Source organism: Parafilimonas sp., from assembly GCF_047606085.1.
Classification (GTDB): Bacteria; Bacteroidota; Bacteroidia; order Chitinophagales; family Chitinophagaceae; genus Parafilimonas.
Genome location: NZ_JASGEX010000143.1, coordinates 1 through 19,757 on the forward strand (window position 1 = coordinate 1; position 19,757 = coordinate 19,757).

Here is a 19,757-nt window from a genome sequence, read left to right on the forward strand (position 1 = left end):
CCACCACCAATGGCATGACCTTTTCGGCCAGCGGCGTGTTTTATGCCACCGGGAAGGATACCATTGTGGCGAAGGGCGCTGGCTCACCTGCTGACACCGGGGTTACGTCAATCCCCATAAACATATCGCCCAACACCTGCATGGCCACCATTAATATAACCACCTTTTCCTACCCTGGCAGTTGGGAGTTTACAGACAGCTTGAAAAAAATAACTTACAGCGGGGTGCTGGACAGCGCTTATTTTACTACTAACACAGATGCTGTTTACAATATCTCCTTAAATATAAAAGGAGCTGTAGGAGATAGTATTTATTCGGGTGATACTACCTTTGATATTACAATAATCGGAACATCTTCTCTCACATCGGGTACTTATACTCAGGCTACTGACTATGGGAAGTCCCATGCTGTTATAACTCTATATTACAGTAGCGCCGTATTGTACGGTGATGTTCAAAACTCAACAGTACAGTCAACACTAACAGTCAATTTAACCCTTGACCGCACCAGTGGATTGACGGAAGGCACTTTTTACGGCAACCTGTATTATTACCCCACAGGCACATTAAGAAAAATTATTAACGGGAAATTTAAAACCTATCTCAAACAGGAATAAGCTGTTGCAGGATTTATAGATGTTACAGGGCCTGAAGCTGCCTCGAACCCCAAACATCATTGTTTACGGAAGGAAATATATCCGAGAATGGGTATGAAAAGAAACTCAGTTGAGAACCTATATTTCAGCAATAAAAACCACATATCCTGAAGAGGGTGTTACACCAAAACCGCTGGCGCCAAAATTCGTCTTACTAATAGCGGTTGTATATTCCGCCTGCCCGCCATCGTAAGATAAAGTGTATGTCGCCTCATATCCTGTTGTAGTATTTTTTAAATATACAGATGTGGCGATAGTACCACTTCCATAAACTTCATAATATATATCACCCTTTGTATTTGTTTCTGTTCCTCTTATAGGCCAGGAAACCGTAGCATGGCTTTTCCGGAAAATGATATGCTTTTCCTTTGGGTTAACCGTTTTAAAACTTTGAAGCTGGAAGGCGGCTGCAAGCAGCACAATGATTAACGCTGACTTTTTCATGTTTGTTAGTTTTAGTTAAGAAAGACTGAATAGTTATAATTCTAAGCATTAAATGAATGCGATTTAAATTTACGAAGTTTTTTAAAAAACTAAAATGCATTTTTATTTTCTACAACAAGTTTTTTTGCTTTGCCTTGCTGCAAACATTAAATGCGCTCTTTCAGGAACGCATTTAACTATACAATACGGATGAAAAATTATTATTCTTTACAGCCGGGCATTACTGCGCCTATGCTGGCAAGTGCATTGGCCTGAGAACCTGCCTTCATTTCTTTTGTTGTATCATAACATAATGTAATTACGGGCGTAAAATCTGTGCCCGGACTGAAGCGCCTGCTGTGTAAATTACCTATTCCAGGGTAGCGCTAAACTGCCCGTCGGTTATGGGCACCGTATTTCCATCCACATCATAAGCGTTGCCGCTAAAAGTGCCCGTCACAATATTGGTTGAGCTATCGTAACTCAATAATTTAATGGTGATGACCGGGTCGGCGGTAGTGTTAGCTGCATAAATAATATTGCCGGCCGTAGCATCTGTGAAAGAGAAAATAGTACCGGTATCAGAAGTTACATAACTGCCCGTATCCACTGTGGTGCCCGTAAATTGTACCGTTAGCCCAAATGCCGTATCCGTACCCCCGGATTCCATTACGCCGGCAATTACAAGCTGGTTTCCCGAAGTTGCCGCAACAGACTGGGCAAGTTCTATGGAGCCGGAGAAAGTTTGGCCATTGGCAACAAACTGCCAGGAATCATCGCCCACGCTTACCGTGCTGTCAGCGCTTGTAGAATCGCTTCCCAGCCCGGTTCCTGTACTATCCTGCACGGTAAGGGAAAAAGAGCAGGTTGTACTGTCGAAGCTGTAAGAATAGGTGGACGTTGTATAAATAATAGGCGTGCCATTGGGTTTAAGCTGCACGATATTAATACCTGTACTGCTGAAATAGCCCGAATCGGAAAAGCTCAGGCCGTTGAGCGTATCAGACTGGATATTATACGATCCTGTTTGTGTTACATTCACCTCTATTTCCACATAGGCTGTATCACTGCCCGGCGTTATGCCGTTATAGTAAGTGCCGTATATTGTACTGGGAAGGCAGTCGCCGGAAGAATCCAGTAAACTTCCTTCCGCAGCCAGTACGCTTCCCTCTTCATAACTGTATTCTTTCTGGCAGGAGAAAAAAAGCAGGAAGCAGGTTACCACCAATAAGTAAATAAAATTTTTATTCATGTATGATGTTGTTCGGGTTTAATAACGTGCGGCCATCTCAATAAATTGTCTCCGCTTTGGTGAACTTAGTTTTTTAATTCGCCCACCATGCCGGCCGGAATCACCCATGCGTCAAATTGCTCCGGCGTGAGATGCTCAAAATCAAGGCCTTTAAGTTTGTATTCGAGAGCAGCCTGTTTTAAGGTAATGCCGCGCTTGTGCGCATCCTGTGCAATGGCTGCAGCATTATAATAACCAATTTTTGTATTGAGCGCTGTAACCAGCATCAGGCTGTTCTCCACATGTTTCTTTATATTGGCTTCAATAGGCTCAATGCCTGCGGCGCATTTATCGTTGAAGGAGGCACAGCCCTCCCCTATTAATCTGGCGCTGTGCAAAAAATTGTAGATCATCATTGGCTTGAATACATTCAGTTCAAAATGGCCGGTGGCGCCGCCAATATTAATGGCCACATCATTGCCCATTACCTGCGCAGCGATCATAGTTAATGCCTCGCATTGCGTTGGGTTTACCTTGCCCGGCATAATGGAGGAGCCCGGCTCATTATCCGGGATATGAATTTCGCCGATACCAGCCCTTGGCCCGGAAGAAAGCATGCGTATATCGTTGGCAATTTTCATCAGGCTTACAGCCACCGTTTTTAAAGCGCCGTGCGCTTCCACGATGGCATCATGCGCCGCCAGGCTTTCAAATTTATTTTCTGCGGTAATGAAAGGAAGCCCGGTTAATTCAGCAATTTTTTTCGCCACCAGCCCGGCATACCCTTTTGGCGTGTTGATGCCTGTGCCCACAGCCGTGCCGCCCAGCGCCAGTTCTGATAAATGCAGCAATGTATTTTTAATAGCTTTTATGCCATGATCCAGTTGCGAAACATAGCCGCTGAATTCCTGCCCGAGCGTAAGCGGCGTGGCATCCATAAAATGGGTGCGGCCGATTTTTACCACGTGCATACATGCCCTGCTTTTTTCTTTTAAGGTATCACGCAGCTTTTCCAGGCCGGGAATGGTTGTTTCCACCAGCATTTTATAAGCGGCGATATGCATGGCCGTAGGGAACGTATCATTGCTGCTCTGTGATTTGTTTACATCATCATTCGGGTGCAAAAACTTTTCTTTATCGGTTAATTTACCGCCATGCAAAACATGCGCACGATAGGCAATCACCTCATTCACATTCATATTGCTCTGCGTGCCGCTGCCGGTTTGCCAAACCACAAGGGGAAACTGGCCGTCTAATGTATCATCAAGCATTTCATCGCACACAGCAGCTATGGCATCTTTCTTTTCAGCAGGCAAAACACCCAGTTCAAAATTGGCAAGCGCAGCGGCTTTTTTAAGATAAGCAAAAGCCCGGATGACAGGTTTCGGCATTTTATTAATATCCTGTGCAATCTTAAAATTCTCCACACTGCGTTCTGTTTGAGCGCCCCAGTACACATTGGCAGGCACTTTTACTTCACCCATAGTATCTTTTTCTATCCTGTATTCCATATAAAAAATTTTGTCGCCGCAAAGTTAATCCTGAACGGGGAGATGAAGGGACGAAAAGCGGAATTATATTGCTGTAAATTTTATTTTGTTTGCCCCAGATGCACAAATAAAAATCTGTGCATTTGTTGGCAATATTCTTAAATAGATTTTTGCTGACTTATTTTAAATAATTGAAACTTTAATGTTCACTCCAGCGTTTCCTTCAGCCATTTAAAAAATTCATACTGCCAAACCATGGCATCCTGCGCCTTCAATACCCAGTGATTCTCATCAGGCAAAAACAAAAAGCGGCTTTTGATGCCTTTTAACTGCGCCGCCTGGAAAGCCTGTTGGCCCTGTTCAACCGGCACACGGTAATCTTTGCCGCCCTGAACGATCATGATTGGCGTATCCCAATGCTGCACAAAATTGCTGGGGCTCTGGCTGAAAGACCGCTGCGCAACAGCATTGTTCACCTCCCAGTAAGCGCCGCCTTTTTCCCAGTTCTCAAACCACATTTCATCAGTGGTGCCATACATGCTGCGAAAATCAAACACGCCGTCATGCGCCAAAAAGGTTTTGAAACGATGGTTATGTATGCCTGCCAAAGCATATACGCTGAAACCACCAAAGCTGGCGCCCACGCAGCCGCGTTTTGACGTATCAATATAGGGCAAGATGGAAGCATCATCAATAGCGCTGAGATAATCTTTCAATACCTGCCCGCCCCAGTCTTTACTTACCGCTTCATTCCAGGCGGTGCCAAAGCCGGGCATGCCGCGACGGCAGGGCGCAACAATTATATAATTATTGGAAGCCATTAACTGAAAATTCCATCTGAAAGAATAGAACTGCGAAACCGGGCTTTGCGGACCACCCTGGCAGTATAAAAGCGTTGGATATTTTTTGGTTGAATCAAAATTGGGCGGCAGTATTAGCCACACCACCATTTGTTTGTTATCGGTTGTGGTTACATATCTTTTTTTCCAGGAACATAAAGCCAGCGAATTGTATGTATCATCATTCACACGCGTTATTTGTTTAAGTGCGGAAGACTTAACATCCAACGCATAAATTTCTGTTGCATGGTTAAAATCTGTTCTTGTTACATATAAAGTGTTGTTTACTTCGCCAACAATACCGCTTATATCAAAATCACCTTTTGTTATTTGACGGACCACAACCGCCATTCTCGTTTTACCGGGATAATTCACTTCAAACAATTGCAGCGCACCATCAACCGGGGCGATGAAATATATTTTTTTACCATCATCACTCCATTTAAAACTTTCCACGTGAATATTATCGCGGCTGCCGGTTAAATTCATTTTAGTAATACCATCTGAAACAATTATATCCTGCTTGTCTGATTCATAGCCATCCCGCTTCATGCTCAGCCAGGCCAGTTCGCCTTTGCTGTTGTAAGCCGGATTAATGTCGTAGCCCATCATGCCTTCGGTAAGGTTTTTTGTTTCGCCGGTTTCTATATTGTATTCAAACAGATCGGTATTGGTGCTGATGGTGTAAGCCGTTCCCTGCTTTTGTTTGGTTACATACACTACATGCCTGCCATCGGGGTTGAATATATAATCTTCATTGCCGCCAAAAGGTTTTTGCGGGCAGTCGTAAGGCTGGCCGGCCATTAAATCTTTCTTTGCTGTATCGCCCGCTTTATTTAAAAATATATGGCTGAATTTTCCATCTTCCCATTCATCCCAGTGCCGGTACATGAGCGAGTTATAAATCATGGCATTGCTCTTTGGCAGATCGGGGTAAAAATCGCTGCCATATACATTCATGATCTTTACATCAGCAGCGCTCACCTGCCATTTGCCATCGTAAGAAATATGCGTATTGGGTACAAGCGTATCAGCATTTGTTATTTCTTCTGCTGCGCCGCCGGCAACAGGAATGCGGTACGATTTGGTGGTGCTTTTATTTGTTGCAACATCCGGCGTGCTCACCGAATACACCAGGTATTTTTTATCTTTTGAAATACCAATAGCATTCAGCCTTCCGAGTTTCCATAGCAGTTCCGGCGTCATTACATTTTGTGCAAGGCTAAACAAAGGCGCCACCACAAGCAGCAGTAGAAATTTTCTTTTCATTCGTCAATGTTTTGTTTTTTCAGCGGTCTTATGTAACGCCTTAAATCAACAGGCCTTTTATTCAGTCATTAAAATCGAAACAATTAGGGTAAAAGTACAATAATCCATAAACCGGGCGTGGAATGGATTTTTTCTGATTAGTTTTAATTAAGTACGAATGAAACCGAGCATGATAATTTTTCTCACACAGGGGAATGTGCATAGCGAGGTTCCATGAGACCATTGAAAAAACAAACTTGTACGAATGAAACCGAGCATGATAATTTTTCTCACACAGGGGAATGTACATAGCGAGGTTCCATGAGGCCATTGAAAAATCAAACTTGTACGAATAAAAACAGGTGCAGTGCGGAATTCTATTAACGGCAATACAAAACAGGTGACGCTTTAATATTTCCATAGTAGTTGTCTGCATGCCTTGTGCCGGTTACCTGGATTTATTGCCGCAAGGGCATTTTTTACCTTCATTATTTTAGCGGGAGTAAATTTTTAGTATTTTTACCCTCGTTCAGAAAACGAGCGTAAAGCTTACATTTGAAAGATATGAGCAGATTTGATCGCAAAGTACCATATAGCAACCTGCCTTTATTGCCGCTTAAAGCTAATATTGAAACAAAAAATATCCTTCGGAAAAGCATTTCGGCAGACAGGGCTTTGGCACAATTTAATGACGCTCTGTTGAACCTGCCTAACCCCAATTTATTTTCCGGCGCCATTTATCTGCAGGCAACCAAAGCAGGTTCCGTAACAGAAAACATCATTACTACAAACGATAAACTGTATAAATCGTTAGCTGCTGGCATGAATGGAGTATATTCATGGAAGCGCCACATGAAAAAGCAAAGTCCGCTGCTTGCCGGGCTCAACAGTTTGCAAACAATTATCAGCTAAAAACAAATACGAATTCATGGATGTATTAAGAGCCAAGTTTAAAGAAAAAGCCGATATAGCTGCCGCAGAAATAAAGGAAATCCTTGCGAAAAATGGTAACAAAATAATTGGGGAAGTAAAGCTTGCCCAAATTTACCAGGGCATGCGCGGCATGACAGGACTTGTAACGGAAACCAGTTTACTGGATGCACAGGAAGGCATACGCTTTCGCGGCTACACCATACCTGAACTGAGAGCCAAATTGCCGAAAGCGCCCGGCGGCAGCGAGCCCCTGCCGGAAGGCCTTTTTTATTTATTGCTGATCGGTGAACTGCCCACTGCTGAAGATGCCAATAATATAACAGCTATCTGGCAGCGCAGAAGCCATATACCCGGTCACGTTTTTGCCGCAATTGATGCATTGCCATTATCGGCGCACCCTATGACGATGTATGTAACCGGTATCATGGCCCTGCAAACGGAAAGCAAATTTGCACAGCAATATGCTGCCGGCATGAATAAAAAAGATTACTGGTCAGCCGTTTTTGATGATACGATGGATCTGCTTGCGCGCATTCCGCATGTGGCCGCTTATGTGTACAGGAGAAAATATAAAAACAACCAGCATATTAATCCTAACGGCCTGCTGGACTGGGCCGGCAACCTGGCACACATGCTTGGCTATACCCGCGAAAGCTTTAAATCGTTAATGCGATTATACATGACCATACATTCCGACCATGAAGGCGGCAATGTTTCTGCCCATACCACGCATCTTGTAGGGTCTGCACTAAGCGATCCTTATTTATCTTATGCCGCAGGCATGAATGGACTGGCCGGCCCGCTGCATGGCCTGGCTAACCAGGAAGTGATAAAATGGATATTTGACATGCAGGATGAACTGCAAACCAAAAGCCCTGCCAAAGATCAAATTGCAGCGTATGTAAGAAAAACACTGGCCGAAGGCAAGGTGGTGCCCGGCTACGGACATGCTGTGCTGCGCAAAACCGATCCCCGCTTTATAGCGCAAATGGAATTTGGCAAAAGGCACATGCCCGATGACGCGCTGGTGCAAACCGTTTGGAATATTTATGAAACGGTGCCACCCATTTTGCAAAGCCTTGGAAAAGTGAAAAATCCCTGGCCCAACGTGGATGCGCACAGCGGCGCCCTGCTGGTACATTACGGCATGGTTGAATATGAGTTTTATACGGTACTATTTGCAGTAAGCCGGGCCTTGGGCGTACTGGCAAGCTTATGCTGGGACAGGGCCTTAAGCTTTCCGCTGGAAAGGCCAAAATCTGTTACCACAGCATCTGTGAAGCTTTGGCTGGAAGGCAAAGATGAAATTTGGGAAGGTTAATGATCAGTACCCAACCCCTTGGTGGTGTTGTCACCAACAAGGAGTGAAATTTCTTATAAACATTGCAGCATCATGTTGCGATGTTTTTTATTGCCGCTATCGCGATAAGGCTTTGGCAAAACGGCTTACATCAGCCAATGCATCCAGCGGTGCATCATACAGCATATTTTGTACAAGTTGCCGGGCAAACCACGGGGCAAGCGAGCAGCCTTTCGAGCCCATTCCATTTAAAATACCCACATTTTTATATTGAGGATGGAATCCAATAAAGGGCCTGCGCTCCACTGTAGCCGGCCGCAATGCCGACCAATGACCTGTAACCGTAAAATCTTTTTTCAATATTGATTGGAGCAATGCTGTTGTTCTTGCTTTAAACGCCTCTGTTGGCGCAGCGGTTGTAAAATCAAGCTCGTTGCTGCTGCCCGCCCACCATACATTATCTTTCAATGAAACCAGTGTAAGATGCCCGAGTTTATAAGTATAGGATGCATTCAACCCTTCTGCCTGTATTACCAGCGCCTGGCCTTTGTTTTGCACGAAAGGTAAATTTTTCCAATACCTGCTTTGCGATGAGCAGATGCCGTCAGCATAAATAATCTTTGTTGCTTTTATGCCCTTGTAGTCAATAAAACCCTCGCCTTCCTGTAATTCGTTTTCATCAAAAACTTCTTCTCTTAAAATATTTTTTTCTGTAAGGTGCGCACGAAAAGCATGCAGCAATGCCTGCATTTTTATAACATAACAGGGATTTATTTCAAACACATCAAAAGGAAAATTAAATGCATGGCGCAATGTTTCCCTTGAAACGGAAGGCTGTTGTATAAAACTGTTTTGCTGTTTTATTCTTTCCATAAAAGCCTGCTGCAGGTCTGTGGCAGATGGAAATGCCAAACTGTTTTTTTGATCTATGCAATGCAGGTTTAAAGCGCTGCCAAAAGCAATGTATTCCTTCCATACAAAAGGCAACAACGCTTCTGCCATCCAGGTTGTTACCACCCTTCTGCCGGTAACAGGATTTATCAGGCCGCCGGCTGCATGGCTTGCGCTTTGCAAATTGCCCTTATCAATAACAATAAAGCTTTTGTTTTCTTTCAACAGGTAATAACCAATCCATGTGCCGCAAATGCCCTGCCCTATGATGATATAATCAACCGCCATGCTGCAATGTTAATGAAACTATGTTTGCTGCAGCAGGGCAATAAAAAACCGCTCTTATGCAAAGCGGTTTTTTGAACAGGGCAAAAGATCGCCTCAAGAAATAATGCTTCTGTTAGCCCTGGTTTTACGTGCGATAAAATTTAAACAACTTTCCAAAGGGATTAAATCAATAATTCTGGATTGTACCAACTGCCAATGTATCTGAAGCCGTTCCATTTAAAAAGCCTTTGGCAAGAATAGTGTAAATATGCCCGCCCACTAAAGTATCTTTCTGGCTTGCTATTATCGCGCTGTCGGCATTTATAAGCTGAAAAGTAATGGTATCTGCTGCCATCCTGGTAAAAGCCGTGTAGGCAGTAGTTGCTTCCTGGTCGTTGAAAGTTCTCGATTTTGAAAAATAATTTTCCGTAGCTGAGTCGCGAAAATTAATGGTACCTGCATCAGGGGAAAAATGTAAGAACCTTACATACACAGAATCAGAAGAAGGCTCTACAAGATTATCTTCAAAGAAAGCATATGTAAGGCTTGCAAGAGAATCAATAATAAAATAACTGTAATACTTGTTTGCTTCAAGCGTGATTGAATCTGAAAGAATGCTTGAAGATGAAGAAGCAATGCCGGCATCATACGTGCCTGCCGTAACAAGGCTATATCCTGCAAGATAGCCATAAGAAAGGCCGGAAATATAACTCTTGGAGTTTAAAGTAACATACAGGCTGGACGCGTCCGGCGAATAATTAGCAACCATTAAAGCACTCTGCGTTGGGTTTGTTGTGCCATCATTTTCTTTCAAACAGGAAGCAAAAGATAAAATACCAAAAGCCACCGCCGCATGTACAAAGGTTTTTTTCATAACTTTTAATCTTTTTAATAAAAACGTTAGTTAATAAAATATTGTATGCAAGCTGACTGAATAAAAGTTAAAAGGGTTGCAAAGCCTTCAATTTTTTTAATTGCGTTAAATAAAACCTGCTGCTTAATTTGCACATATATGCCGCACGAACCTATTTCTGTTTTTGATATGTTTAAGATAGGCGTAGGCCCTTCAAGCTCCCATACTTTAGGGCCATGGCGGGCCGCGCTGCGGTTTATAAAAACGCTTCAGGAAAAGCATATATCTAATCAAACAAAATCTGTTACCGTATTGCTGTATGGCTCGCTTGCCAAAACCGGCAAAGGCCATGGAACGGATATCGCTGTTCTTATGGGTTTATGCGGCGAAGACCCCGTTACTACAGATGTAAATGCCATTGCATCAAAAGTTGAACGTATTAATGCAGAAAAAAAATTGCTCTTGAACAGTGATAAAGCAATTCATGCTGACGTTGTTTTTTTGATGCATGAAACCCTGCCCTTTCATCCAAACGGTTTACGTTTTCTTGCTGATTGCAATGATGGCATGCAAATAAGCGAAACATTTTATTCAATTGGCGGCGGCTTTGTGGTTAAGGAAAATGAAGATCAGAAAAATACGGTTAAAGTTGATTTGCCTTTTCCTGTAAATACGGCTGCTGACCTGTTGCACTGGTGCATGAAAACAGGTTTATCTATTCATGAAGTGGTGATGGAAAATGAACATGCCTGGCGCAGTGAAGCAGAAACCAGGCAGGGCTTAATACAGATATGGGAAACGATGAAAGCATGCATGTATCGCGGCTGCCATACCAAAGGAGAATTGCCAGGCGGCCTGCATGTGCGCCGCCGGGCTTTTGAGCTGAATAAGAAACTGATAAAACAAAGCGATTATTATGATTACCACTCCTGGACAAAAGTTATCCGGAACGGCGGCAACTCGTTTCGGTATATTTTAGACTGGGTGGGTTGCTTTGCGCTGGCGGTAAATGAAGAGAATGCCTCGTTTGGCCGCGTTGTTACAGCGCCAACCAACGGTGCAGCCGGTGTAATACCGGCCGTGCTGCAATACTTTGTTGCATTTTGTGATGGCGATGATGAGGACAAGATCATACGCTTTCTTTTAACCGCTTCTGAGGTGGGCAGCATATTTAAAAAAGAAGCCACCATATCGGCGGCCATGGGCGGATGCCAGGCAGAAATAGGCGTGTCATCATCCATGGCCGCAGCAGCCCTCACTGAAAGTTTGGGCGGCACGCAAAGGCAGGCCTTAATGGCTGCGGAAATTGCCATGGAACATCATCTTGGACTTACCTGTGATCCCATTGGGGGGCTGGTACAGATACCCTGCATAGAACGCAATACAATGGGCGCCATTAAAGCGATAACCGCTTCGCAGCTTGCGCTGCAAAGCGCGCCCGATTATGCCAGGGTGAGTTTGGATAAAGTGATTAAAACCATGTGGGACACGGCCATAGATATGAATTCAAAATATAAGGAAACGGCCGAAGGCGGGCTGGCATTAAATATACCGCTGGGGTTGAAAGAATGTTAAACGTTTAAAGTTTAAGGTTGGGTTGCTGCGGATGCAGTTAACTTGTGAACATTTAAAACTCGTGAACCCCGGAACATTAAACTTTAAACGTTTAACATTATTCACAACGCTTTCACTTCAGCTACCAACTGCTGCAGCACATTCTTTGCATCGCCGAATAACATAGATGTTTTGGGCTTAAAGAAAAGCGCATTCTCTATACCTGCATAACCCGGCTTCATGCTGCGCTTGTTTACAATAACCATTTTTGCATCTTCCACTTCCAGAACCGGCATGCCATAAATGGGCGAAGATGCATCTGTTTTGGCTGCAGGGTTTACCACATCGTTGGCGCCAAGAATTAATACCACATCTGTGGTTTTAAACTCGTTGTTGGCATGTTCCATTTCAAGCAGCTTATCGTAGCTCACATCCGCTTCGGCTAATAAAACATTCATGTGGCCGGGCATTCTTCCTGCAACGGGATGTATGGCATACTGCACTTCCACGCCTTTTTCCTCCAGCATGTTCTCCAGTTCATGGCAGGCATGCTGCGCCTGTGCCACCGCCAGGCCATAACCCGGAACAATCATTATTTTTTTTGCATAAGCCATGGCAACGGCGGCATCGCTTATGCTTATTTCTTTATAGCTTCCTCCTGCTTTACTTTGTGCAGCAACGGCATTCCCTCCGCCAAAATTGCCTATCAATACATTCTTTAAGCTGCGGTTCATGGCCTTGCACATAAGCATGGTGAGCAATGTGCCGGCAGCGCCAACGAGGATACCGCCTGTGAGCATTACTTTATTATTGTATAAAAATCCACCGCAGGCTGCAGCCACGCCGGTGAATGAATTGAGCAAAGAAATTACAACCGGCATATCGGCCCCGCCAATGGGAAATACAAACAGCACCCCATAAGCAAGCGATAAAAGCGGAATAAGATAAAACAGTTCATAGTTAAACGGGTTAAGGCCAAACGATAAGAAGATGACCAGGCCTATAATTACAAATAATAATACGATATTGAAGATATGCTGCCCTTTAAAAGAAAAATCTTTGATCTTTCCATTTAGTTTGCCCCAGGCAATTATGCTGCCGGCAAATGAAACGCTGCCAATAAAAGCGCCGGCATACATGGTAAGCAAATGGCCAATGATTGCCCCATTAATTTTCCAGGGCACTTCACTCCAGCCTGGTTTATAAAACACTTCACTTATATGATTGAACTCAACCACAGCGATCAGCATGGCGCAGGCGCCGCCCATGCCATTGAACAAACTTACCATCTCGGGCATGGCGGTCATCTTCACTTTTTTTGCAGCAAGCGTTCCCGCAATAGCGCCTGTTATAATGCCCCCGAAAATCCACCCATAGTTATGTAATGACTGGCCATATTCATCTTTATATAAAAAAATAGTCCCGAGAATGGCGATTGTCATTCCTGCCGCTGCAATCAGGTTGCCGTTGCGCGCCTTTGCAGGGCTGGATAACATTTTAAGCCCAATAATAAAGCTGACTGATGCGATTATATAAATTACCGTAAGCAATTCTGACAACATTTACACTATCGTTTTTTTTCTTTTTTGCCTTTAAACATTTCCAGCATGCGATTGGTTACAACAAATCCGCCCACCACATTCAAGGTGCCCAGTATCACAGCAAGAAACCCGGGTATCAATGCCAGGTAATTATTATTTTCTGCTTTGCCCATTACGATAATGGCGCCAATGATGACCACGCCATGAATAGCATTAGCCCCGCTCATTAAAGGCGTATGCAAAACAGCCGGTACGCGGCCTATTACTTCAATGCCCAGGAAGATCATGAGCACTACAATGTAGATGTACTGCTGGTTTTCATTTATCCAGTTTAGCATAATTTTTATCTTTTGTGCACAGCGTGAAAGAGCTAACAGAGAAAAGCTCTGTTGGCTCTGTTTCTTCTGTGCGATTAAATTATTGGTCAGACGCTTTGAAGCGTCTGACCATGTAAAAACACTTCAACCTGTCAACCTCTCTTTAATTTGTTAAAAGGTTCACACGTTCACTTGTTCACAAGTTTATTCCTAATTACAAATTCCTGATTCCCTTAACTACTCAACATATCAACTAATCAACTTATCAATCCCTGCACTCTTTCATTCACCACTTTGCCGCCATGCGTAATGCAGCAGCCTGCAACAATATCATCTTCAAAATTTAAATTGATCAACCCCTCTTTTGTTATGATGAGCTGCAAAAAGCTCAGCACGTTTTTGCCATATAACTTGCTGGCATCGCCGGGCATGGTTGCCGCAAGATTACTGTTGCCGATAATGGTTATATTTTTATAATGTACCGTTTCATTGTTTTTTGTTTGCAGGGTATTGCCGCCGGTGGCCGCAGCCAGGTCAATAATTACAGAACCGGGCTTCATATTATCCAGCATGTCATCTGTAATTAACACGGGCGCTTTCTTCCCAGGAATTTGTGCGGTCGTTATTGCCACATCAGCTTTAGCCACAGACGCTGCTATTTTTTGCTGTTGTTTCTGCCTGTATGCTTCCGTTTGCTCCACCGCATACCCACCGGCTGCAGACGCGTCGGCGGCGCCTTCCACTTCTATAAACTTTGCGCCGAGGCTCATCACTTCTTCTTTCACGGCAAGCCTTGTATCAAATACTTCCACCACGGCTCCCAAACGCCTTGCGGTGGCAATGGCCTGCAAACCTGCAACGCCTGCGCCAAGAATTAAAACCTTTGCCGGCGTAATGCTGCCGGCAGCCGTCATGAACATGGGAAAATACCGGGGATAGGTATTGGCCGCTTCCAGCACTGCCTTATAACCGGCAATATTTGCCTGGCTGCTTAATACATCCATGCTTTGTGCGCGGGTGGTGCGCGGCATCATATCAAGGCTGAATGTGGTAAGGTTTTTTTCAGCCAGTTGCTGCATGATTGCATAATTAAATAATGGCTGGTAAACGCCGATGATTATAGTATTTGGTTTTAACCGGCTGATAGCTTCAGGCGATAAGGGCTGTATGGATAAAACAATATCGGCTGTGCTTAAAGCATCAGCAGGCTCAACAATATGTATGTTTTTTAACTGATATGATTCGTTGCCTGCAAACGCCAGTACACCGGCATTTTTTTCAAGCTTTACAAGTATGTTTTGTTTGGCAAGCGTGGCCGCCGCTTCGGGAAGAAGCGAAACCCTCGTTTCATTAGCTGGTTCTTTGAGGATGGCTATCGTCATAAATTCGGCCTGAAAATTATAAGCTTTTGTTCCGTTGTAAAATCAGATATGCTTGTTTTCTGCAAAACAGTCCATCATCATTAATCAACCTGAGCATAATCAGGTTTTACCGTTATGCACAAATTTATGTGATTATGGCTTTAGTCATTCTGTTTAAAACCGTATAACAAAATCCTGTTTTATTTTTTGTTCTGTGCGAAAGAAAACAAGCCCTATAAAAAACAGATCAACGGTGAGCGTTACGGAGGGATGCGCTTTTATTTCTCCCCATGCTGCTTCCATTTCCCTGCTCCAATGAATATCATCAAAAATAAAAATGGCGGAACGGCCTGCTGCAGCAAGCAATTGACAGAAATAATCAAGCGTTGGCGCTTTGCGGTGGTTGCCATCAATAAAGGCAAGGTCAACCGATGACAGTTGGCTGATAACCGATAAAAGATTATCATCAAAATTACCTTCAATAACCCGTATGTTGGAAAGATGTAACTGTTTAAAATTATTTTTTGCCGTTGCCGCCACTTCAGGTGCGCCTTCCATTGTAATAATCTGAGCGGATGGATTGGCTGCAGACAAATAGGAAGTGGTTATGCCCAGCGAAGTGCCAAGCTCCAAAATATTTTTCGGTTTATAGTAATGAACAATGCGAAAAAGCAACTGGCTGAATTTTTTTGGCTTGAGCGAAGACCGGGCTATAGCCGAAATTTTTCGTTTATTGTGTAACTGCATTCTTGAACCAGCACCAAAATCGGGAACATTTATTTCTGTGTCATTGTCTCTTAATCCGGCCCTTACATTTTCAATAAACCGAAAACTGTCGAACTCACGTTTATCATTAAGCACATTGTTTATAAAATCAAACACAAAAGGAGAATGAATACCGTGGCCTTTGCCGTTTGATGCGGTTAGCCAGTATTTCACATATTTAAAAGCCAGTTGTGCCGAAGAATACATGCCCCTGCCCCGAAGGGGTTTTATGCGGCCCTCCGGAATGCGCAAACTTAACGGCTGTTTAATGAATTAGTGATTTTATTTCTTCTACTTTCAGGGCGGCGCTTACTTTTTTACCCAATGCTGGAAGTTGTAATCGTAAGCATGTTTTTCATCTTTATAATGGTCTTCGTTAAATACAAGTTTCCATTTGCTTTCGTCAATAACAGGAAAGAAAGCGTCGGCATCTTCAAAAACATGGTGCACCCTCGTTATATAAATATTATCCGCCTCATCAATGGTTTGCTCATACACATGGCCGCCGCCCAGTATCATTATTTCTCTATAATCATTTTCGCGGGCAAAAAAATAGGCGTTCTTTAAATTGTTTACCTGTACCACCCCGTCATGCTTAAAATACCTGCTTGAACTAAGCACAATATTAACCCTTCCCCGCAATGGCTTTTTACCGAGCGATTCAAAACTTTTCCGGCCCATTAAAACCGGCATTGCCCAGGTTTTATTTTTAAAAAACTTAAGGTCGTTTGGCAAATGCCAGAGCAACTGATTATCTTTTCCAATGGCGTTGTTTGTTGATGCTGCCACTACGATTGATTTGATCATAAAAACCCCTCCCACCTCCCTGAAGGGAGGCTTTTGAAAGTTCAAAAGTATTTAATGTGTTCAATAAAAATCAAGTTGTTTGAAAGCCTTCCTTTGGGAAGGTTTGGATGGGCCGTTATACCGCCACCGGCGCTTTTATAGCAGGGTGAAACTGGTAATTTTCCAGCGTAAAATCTTCAAACCTGAAATCAAATATATTTTTTACCGCAGGGTTCAATTTCATGCCTGGCAAAGGATATGGCGTGCGTGCAAGCTGCAACTGCGCCTGTTCAATGTGGTTATTATAAATATGCACATCGCCAAACGTGTGGATGAAATCGCCGGCTTCCAGGTTGCAAACCTGCGCCATCATCATAGTTAATAAAGCATACGATGCAATATTGAAAGGCACGCCCAGAAAAACATCAGCGCTGCGCTGGTAAAGCTGGCAGCTTAGTGAGCCGTTCACTCCCCGCTCTTTCTGGTGAGGGGTTGGGGGTGAGATATAAAACTGGAATAAACTATGACAGGGCATTAAAGCCATTTCGGGCAAATCGGCCACATTCCAGGCGCTAACGATGATGCGGCGGCTGTCAGGATTATTTTTTATCTGATGGATGGCATCTGATATTTGGTCAATGGTTTCGCCATTGGCGCCCTGCCAGCTTCTCCATTGTTTGCCATAAACCGGGCCAAGCTCACCGTTTTCATCAGCCCACTCATTCCAGATGCTTACGCCATGCTCCTTTAAATAACGGATATTGGTTTCCCCGCGCAAAAACCAGAGCAGCTCATAAATGATGCTTTTTACATGAACCTTTTTGGTTGTTACCAGAGGAAAGCCTTCACTTAAATTAAAACGCAACTGGTAACCAAAATAACTGATGGTGCCAGTGCCGGTGCGGTCGGTTTTCTGCGCGCCATTATCTAAGATAAATTGTAATAATTGCTGGTATTGCTGCATAGCTGCAAGGTAAAAAGAAAGCCGTTAGTTATTAACTGTAAACCACAAGCTGTTAGAAATGTGTGCATTAAAGCAGGATCTGCTGCAGGATGGAAGGGAGATGCATGGTATTCCTTCTGGTGCATGTGTTTGGAAAAATGGCTGCGGCTTTTCTCGGAGCTTATCTGATTAACAATAAGGGGTTGGCCGGCTGCCGTACTGTTGATACGGCTTTTACTGCTGTCAGCATTTTACTGCCTGTCTGTTCTTCAAAGGCTTCAAACCAGTCTTCATCCTTATACATCTTATCTCCAAAAAAATAATTTGCCTTCAGCATTATGCCAATAATCCCCAAAAACATTCAGGTCGTTTTCAGCAGCAGAAGTGATTATGATACCGTCCGGTAACGGTATGGTTGCCTGCCTCACTATGCCATTTACATGCCGGAGGTTAAGCCAATAATTATTCTTATTTTTCTAACGCATCTTTCACAACACATCAATTACCTTTACCCCTTTTAAATTAAACTGCTGCACCTGTTTAATGGATTCTTTAAGGGAACAATGGCTCATTTTAATTTCAACACCCATTTATTTTATTATAATCGGGCTTGAGATTTTGCTTTCGCATCTCAGTCACCGCAAGACATACACGTTAAAAGATACGGTAACTAATCTTTATCTGATGCTGGCAAATTCCGGTATTGACCTGGCTTTCCGCATTGTTTACCTTGCCATCCTGCAATACTTTTTTTCACATGCCGTAATGCAATGGCATAATGCTTTTTTATATTGGATGATATTATTGCTGGCAGAAGATTTTTTGTATTACTGGCTGCACCGTTTTGATCATGAAATACGTTTCTTCTGGGCCACCCATGTTACCCATCACAGCTCGGAAAAACTGAATTTTTCCGTTGGGTTCCGGTCATCTGTATTTCAGCCGCTGTATCGTTTTATTTACTTTATTCCTTTGGCATGGCTTGGTTTTAAGCCGATAGACATTGTGTTCATGTATTCTGCCACGCAGATATGGGGTATTTTTGTGCATACGGAAATGATCAATAAAATGGGCTGGCTGGAATACATCCTCGTAACACCTTCGCATCATCGCGTGCACCATGCATCCAACCCGAAATACCTTGATAAAAACATGGGCATGTTTTTAATTGTATGGGATAAATTGTTCAGCACCTTCCAGGAAGAATTGCCTGAAACAGAATATCAGCCGATAAAATATGGCCTCACCAAAAACATTGAAAACCCCAATGGCATTACCATTATTTTTCATGAATGGACGCAAATGTGGAAAGACGTTTTTCAGAAAAACATCAGTTTAAGGCATCGTATAGGTTATTTATTTGGCCCGCCCGGCTGGAGCCACGACGGCAGCCGCATGACGAGCGCAGAAATGCGGGTTGCAGAAGATGATGGCTTAGGCAATACAGAAATAAATAACGGACAGGCAGTTGTAGTAATGGCAGGTAAATAATTAATGAAGTGAAACTGTATGCGTTTCCGACCATTTTACTATATCCTCAAAACTTGTTTGGAAGACGCAATGGCGATAACAAAATCGTAGGCTTCATCTTCAGAAACCGTTAACCGGAAATTATTTTTTAATAGGAAACAGCCGCAGCCAAAAACCCGGTTCGTTTATTACCATCAATAAAAGGATGGTTTTTTATGATGCTCTCTGCTAAAGCCGCCGCCTGCTCAAAGGTTGTTTTATAAAACAGGTCTTCACCAAAACCCAGGAATGGCCTTGCTACAGCACTTTCCAATAAGTTTATATCCCTTATACCGTTAGCGCCGCCAAACTTTTCTATGGATAGCGCATGCAGCCTTAATATTTCTTCTTTTGATATCATTGGGCCAGGCGCCGTAAAGTACTACCATATTGTGCAGCAACTATTTCAAACCATTCATCAATAGAATGCTCTTCCTGCTGTAATTTTTTTAAAATATCTTCTATTATATTCAGCTTGTCTTCAGGTAACGATTTTACAGTATTTACTATGCGTTCCCGTTGTTCTTCTATGTTTAGCATAACACAATTTTTTTTCAAACCTACATTAAATTTTTCATGCATAAATTACACAAAGGATGCGTGAAAATTGGGCGCATTTCAAATTTTCGCTTCATACGCGGCACTCCGGTCGGTGAGACACCATAACCGTCAACTTAAGCCCAAAGGGCTTGAATTTGAATAACCGTGAGCGAAACTCACGGTAAAAATGTTGATGTTTTTGTTGAACCCTTGCGGGGTTCAATATCAAAACCGTTTCATTTGCCCACCGGTTGCACCGATGGCTATTTAAATTAAACCCCATTCGGGGGTCTTTTATTAATCGTGTTTC

The 19,757-nt window shown here is 43.3% G+C and carries 20 protein-coding genes; 5 read left to right on the plus strand and 15 right to left on the minus strand.

Going from position 1 to position 19,757, the window contains the following annotated elements:
- A partial coding sequence (locus QM629_RS12680; RefSeq protein ID WP_415160248.1) for a hypothetical protein occupies positions 1–617 on the plus strand: 617 nt, incomplete at its 5' end.
- Between the two features lie 117 nt (positions 618–734).
- Here QM629_RS12680 and QM629_RS12685 read toward each other — a convergent pair.
- From QM629_RS12685 to QM629_RS12700, 4 genes are all read right to left on the minus strand, one after another.
- Positions 735–1,100, minus strand: a complete 366-nt coding sequence (locus QM629_RS12685; RefSeq protein ID WP_415160249.1) for a hypothetical protein — start codon at positions 1,098–1,100, stop codon at positions 735–737.
- Between the two features lie 349 nt (positions 1,101–1,449).
- Positions 1,450–2,331 (minus strand): hypothetical protein, encoded by an 882-nt coding sequence (locus tag QM629_RS12690; protein ID WP_415160250.1) that lies wholly within the window; start codon positions 2,329–2,331, stop codon positions 1,450–1,452.
- Between the two features lie 65 nt (positions 2,332–2,396).
- A complete protein-coding gene (gene fumC, locus QM629_RS12695; protein ID WP_415160251.1) occupies positions 2,397–3,821 on the minus strand; it encodes a class II fumarate hydratase in 1,425 nt (474 codons plus the stop codon).
- Between the two features lie 185 nt (positions 3,822–4,006).
- A complete protein-coding gene (locus QM629_RS12700) occupies positions 4,007–5,908 on the minus strand; it encodes a S9 family peptidase (protein WP_415160252.1) in 1,902 nt (633 codons plus the stop codon).
- Positions 5,909–6,451: 543 nt separating this feature from the next.
- Here QM629_RS12700 and QM629_RS12705 point away from each other — a divergent pair.
- Positions 6,452–6,799 carry a Fic/DOC family N-terminal domain-containing protein gene (locus tag QM629_RS12705; RefSeq protein WP_415160253.1) on the plus strand — a complete coding sequence of 116 codons (348 nt, stop codon included), beginning with the start codon at positions 6,452–6,454 and terminating at the stop codon, positions 6,797–6,799.
- Between the two features lie 16 nt (positions 6,800–6,815).
- The gene (locus QM629_RS12710) at positions 6,816–8,141 is read left to right on the plus strand and encodes a citrate (Si)-synthase (protein WP_415160254.1); all 1,326 of its coding nucleotides are present in this window, start codon (positions 6,816–6,818) and stop codon (positions 8,139–8,141) included.
- Between the two features lie 96 nt (positions 8,142–8,237).
- Here the strand turns inward: QM629_RS12710 and QM629_RS12715 are convergent, their stop codons facing one another.
- Together QM629_RS12715 and QM629_RS12720 are read right to left on the minus strand one after the other, a co-directional pair.
- On the minus strand, positions 8,238–9,299 hold the full coding sequence (locus QM629_RS12715) for an NAD(P)/FAD-dependent oxidoreductase (RefSeq protein WP_415160255.1): 1,062 nt from the start codon (positions 9,297–9,299) through the stop codon (positions 8,238–8,240).
- Positions 9,300–9,465: 166 nt separating this feature from the next.
- Complete coding sequence (locus QM629_RS12720) at positions 9,466–10,152, minus strand: DUF4397 domain-containing protein (RefSeq protein ID WP_415160256.1); 687 nt, start codon at positions 10,150–10,152, stop codon at positions 9,466–9,468.
- 138 nt (positions 10,153–10,290) lie between these two features.
- On the opposite strand from QM629_RS12720, the gene QM629_RS12725 reads away from it, so the two are divergent.
- Positions 10,291–11,706 carry an L-serine ammonia-lyase gene (locus QM629_RS12725; protein ID WP_415160257.1) on the plus strand — a complete coding sequence of 472 codons (1,416 nt, stop codon included), beginning with the start codon at positions 10,291–10,293 and terminating at the stop codon, positions 11,704–11,706.
- Between the two features lie 101 nt (positions 11,707–11,807).
- Here QM629_RS12725 and QM629_RS12730 read toward each other — a convergent pair whose 3' ends face one another.
- The 7 genes from QM629_RS12730 to QM629_RS12760 all read right to left on the minus strand — a co-directional run bounded on the left by QM629_RS12730 (position 11,808) and on the right by QM629_RS12760 (position 17,759).
- The gene (locus QM629_RS12730; RefSeq protein WP_415160258.1) at positions 11,808–13,247 is read right to left on the minus strand and encodes an NAD(P)(+) transhydrogenase (Re/Si-specific) subunit beta; all 1,440 of its coding nucleotides are present in this window, start codon (positions 13,245–13,247) and stop codon (positions 11,808–11,810) included.
- Positions 13,248–13,252: 5 nt separating this feature from the next.
- A complete protein-coding gene (locus QM629_RS12735) occupies positions 13,253–13,564 on the minus strand; it encodes an NAD(P) transhydrogenase subunit alpha (protein ID WP_415160259.1) in 312 nt (103 codons plus the stop codon).
- Positions 13,565–13,800: 236 nt separating this feature from the next.
- The gene (locus tag QM629_RS12740; RefSeq protein ID WP_415160260.1) at positions 13,801–14,925 is read right to left on the minus strand and encodes an NAD(P) transhydrogenase subunit alpha; all 1,125 of its coding nucleotides are present in this window, start codon (positions 14,923–14,925) and stop codon (positions 13,801–13,803) included.
- A 153-nt stretch (positions 14,926–15,078) separates the two neighbouring features.
- On the minus strand, positions 15,079–15,921 hold the full coding sequence (locus tag QM629_RS12745) for an O-methyltransferase (RefSeq protein ID WP_415160261.1): 843 nt from the start codon (positions 15,919–15,921) through the stop codon (positions 15,079–15,081).
- A 57-nt stretch (positions 15,922–15,978) separates the two neighbouring features.
- Entirely contained in the window at positions 15,979–16,458 is a 480-nt protein-coding gene (locus QM629_RS12750) for a dihydrofolate reductase (protein WP_415160262.1), read from the minus strand.
- 133 nt (positions 16,459–16,591) lie between these two features.
- Positions 16,592–17,419 carry a thymidylate synthase gene (locus QM629_RS12755; protein WP_415160263.1) on the minus strand — a complete coding sequence of 276 codons (828 nt, stop codon included), beginning with the start codon at positions 17,417–17,419 and terminating at the stop codon, positions 16,592–16,594.
- Positions 17,420–17,579: 160 nt separating this feature from the next.
- Entirely contained in the window at positions 17,580–17,759 is a 180-nt protein-coding gene (locus QM629_RS12760) for a hypothetical protein (protein ID WP_415160264.1), read from the minus strand.
- Between the two features lie 182 nt (positions 17,760–17,941).
- Between QM629_RS12760 and QM629_RS12765 the strand changes: the two genes are divergently transcribed.
- Positions 17,942–18,889, plus strand: a complete 948-nt coding sequence (locus QM629_RS12765; RefSeq protein ID WP_415160265.1) for a sterol desaturase family protein — start codon at positions 17,942–17,944, stop codon at positions 18,887–18,889.
- A 127-nt stretch (positions 18,890–19,016) separates the two neighbouring features.
- Here the strand turns inward: QM629_RS12765 and QM629_RS12770 are convergent, their stop codons facing one another.
- Entirely contained in the window at positions 19,017–19,268 is a 252-nt protein-coding gene (locus tag QM629_RS12770; protein ID WP_415160266.1) for a type II toxin-antitoxin system death-on-curing family toxin, read from the minus strand.
- Positions 19,265–19,447, minus strand: coding sequence for a hypothetical protein (locus QM629_RS12775; RefSeq protein ID WP_415160267.1), 183 nt, complete (start codon positions 19,445–19,447; stop codon positions 19,265–19,267). Before QM629_RS12775 ends, QM629_RS12770 begins: the two co-directional genes overlap by 4 nt.
- Positions 19,448–19,757: the final 310 nt, after the last annotated feature.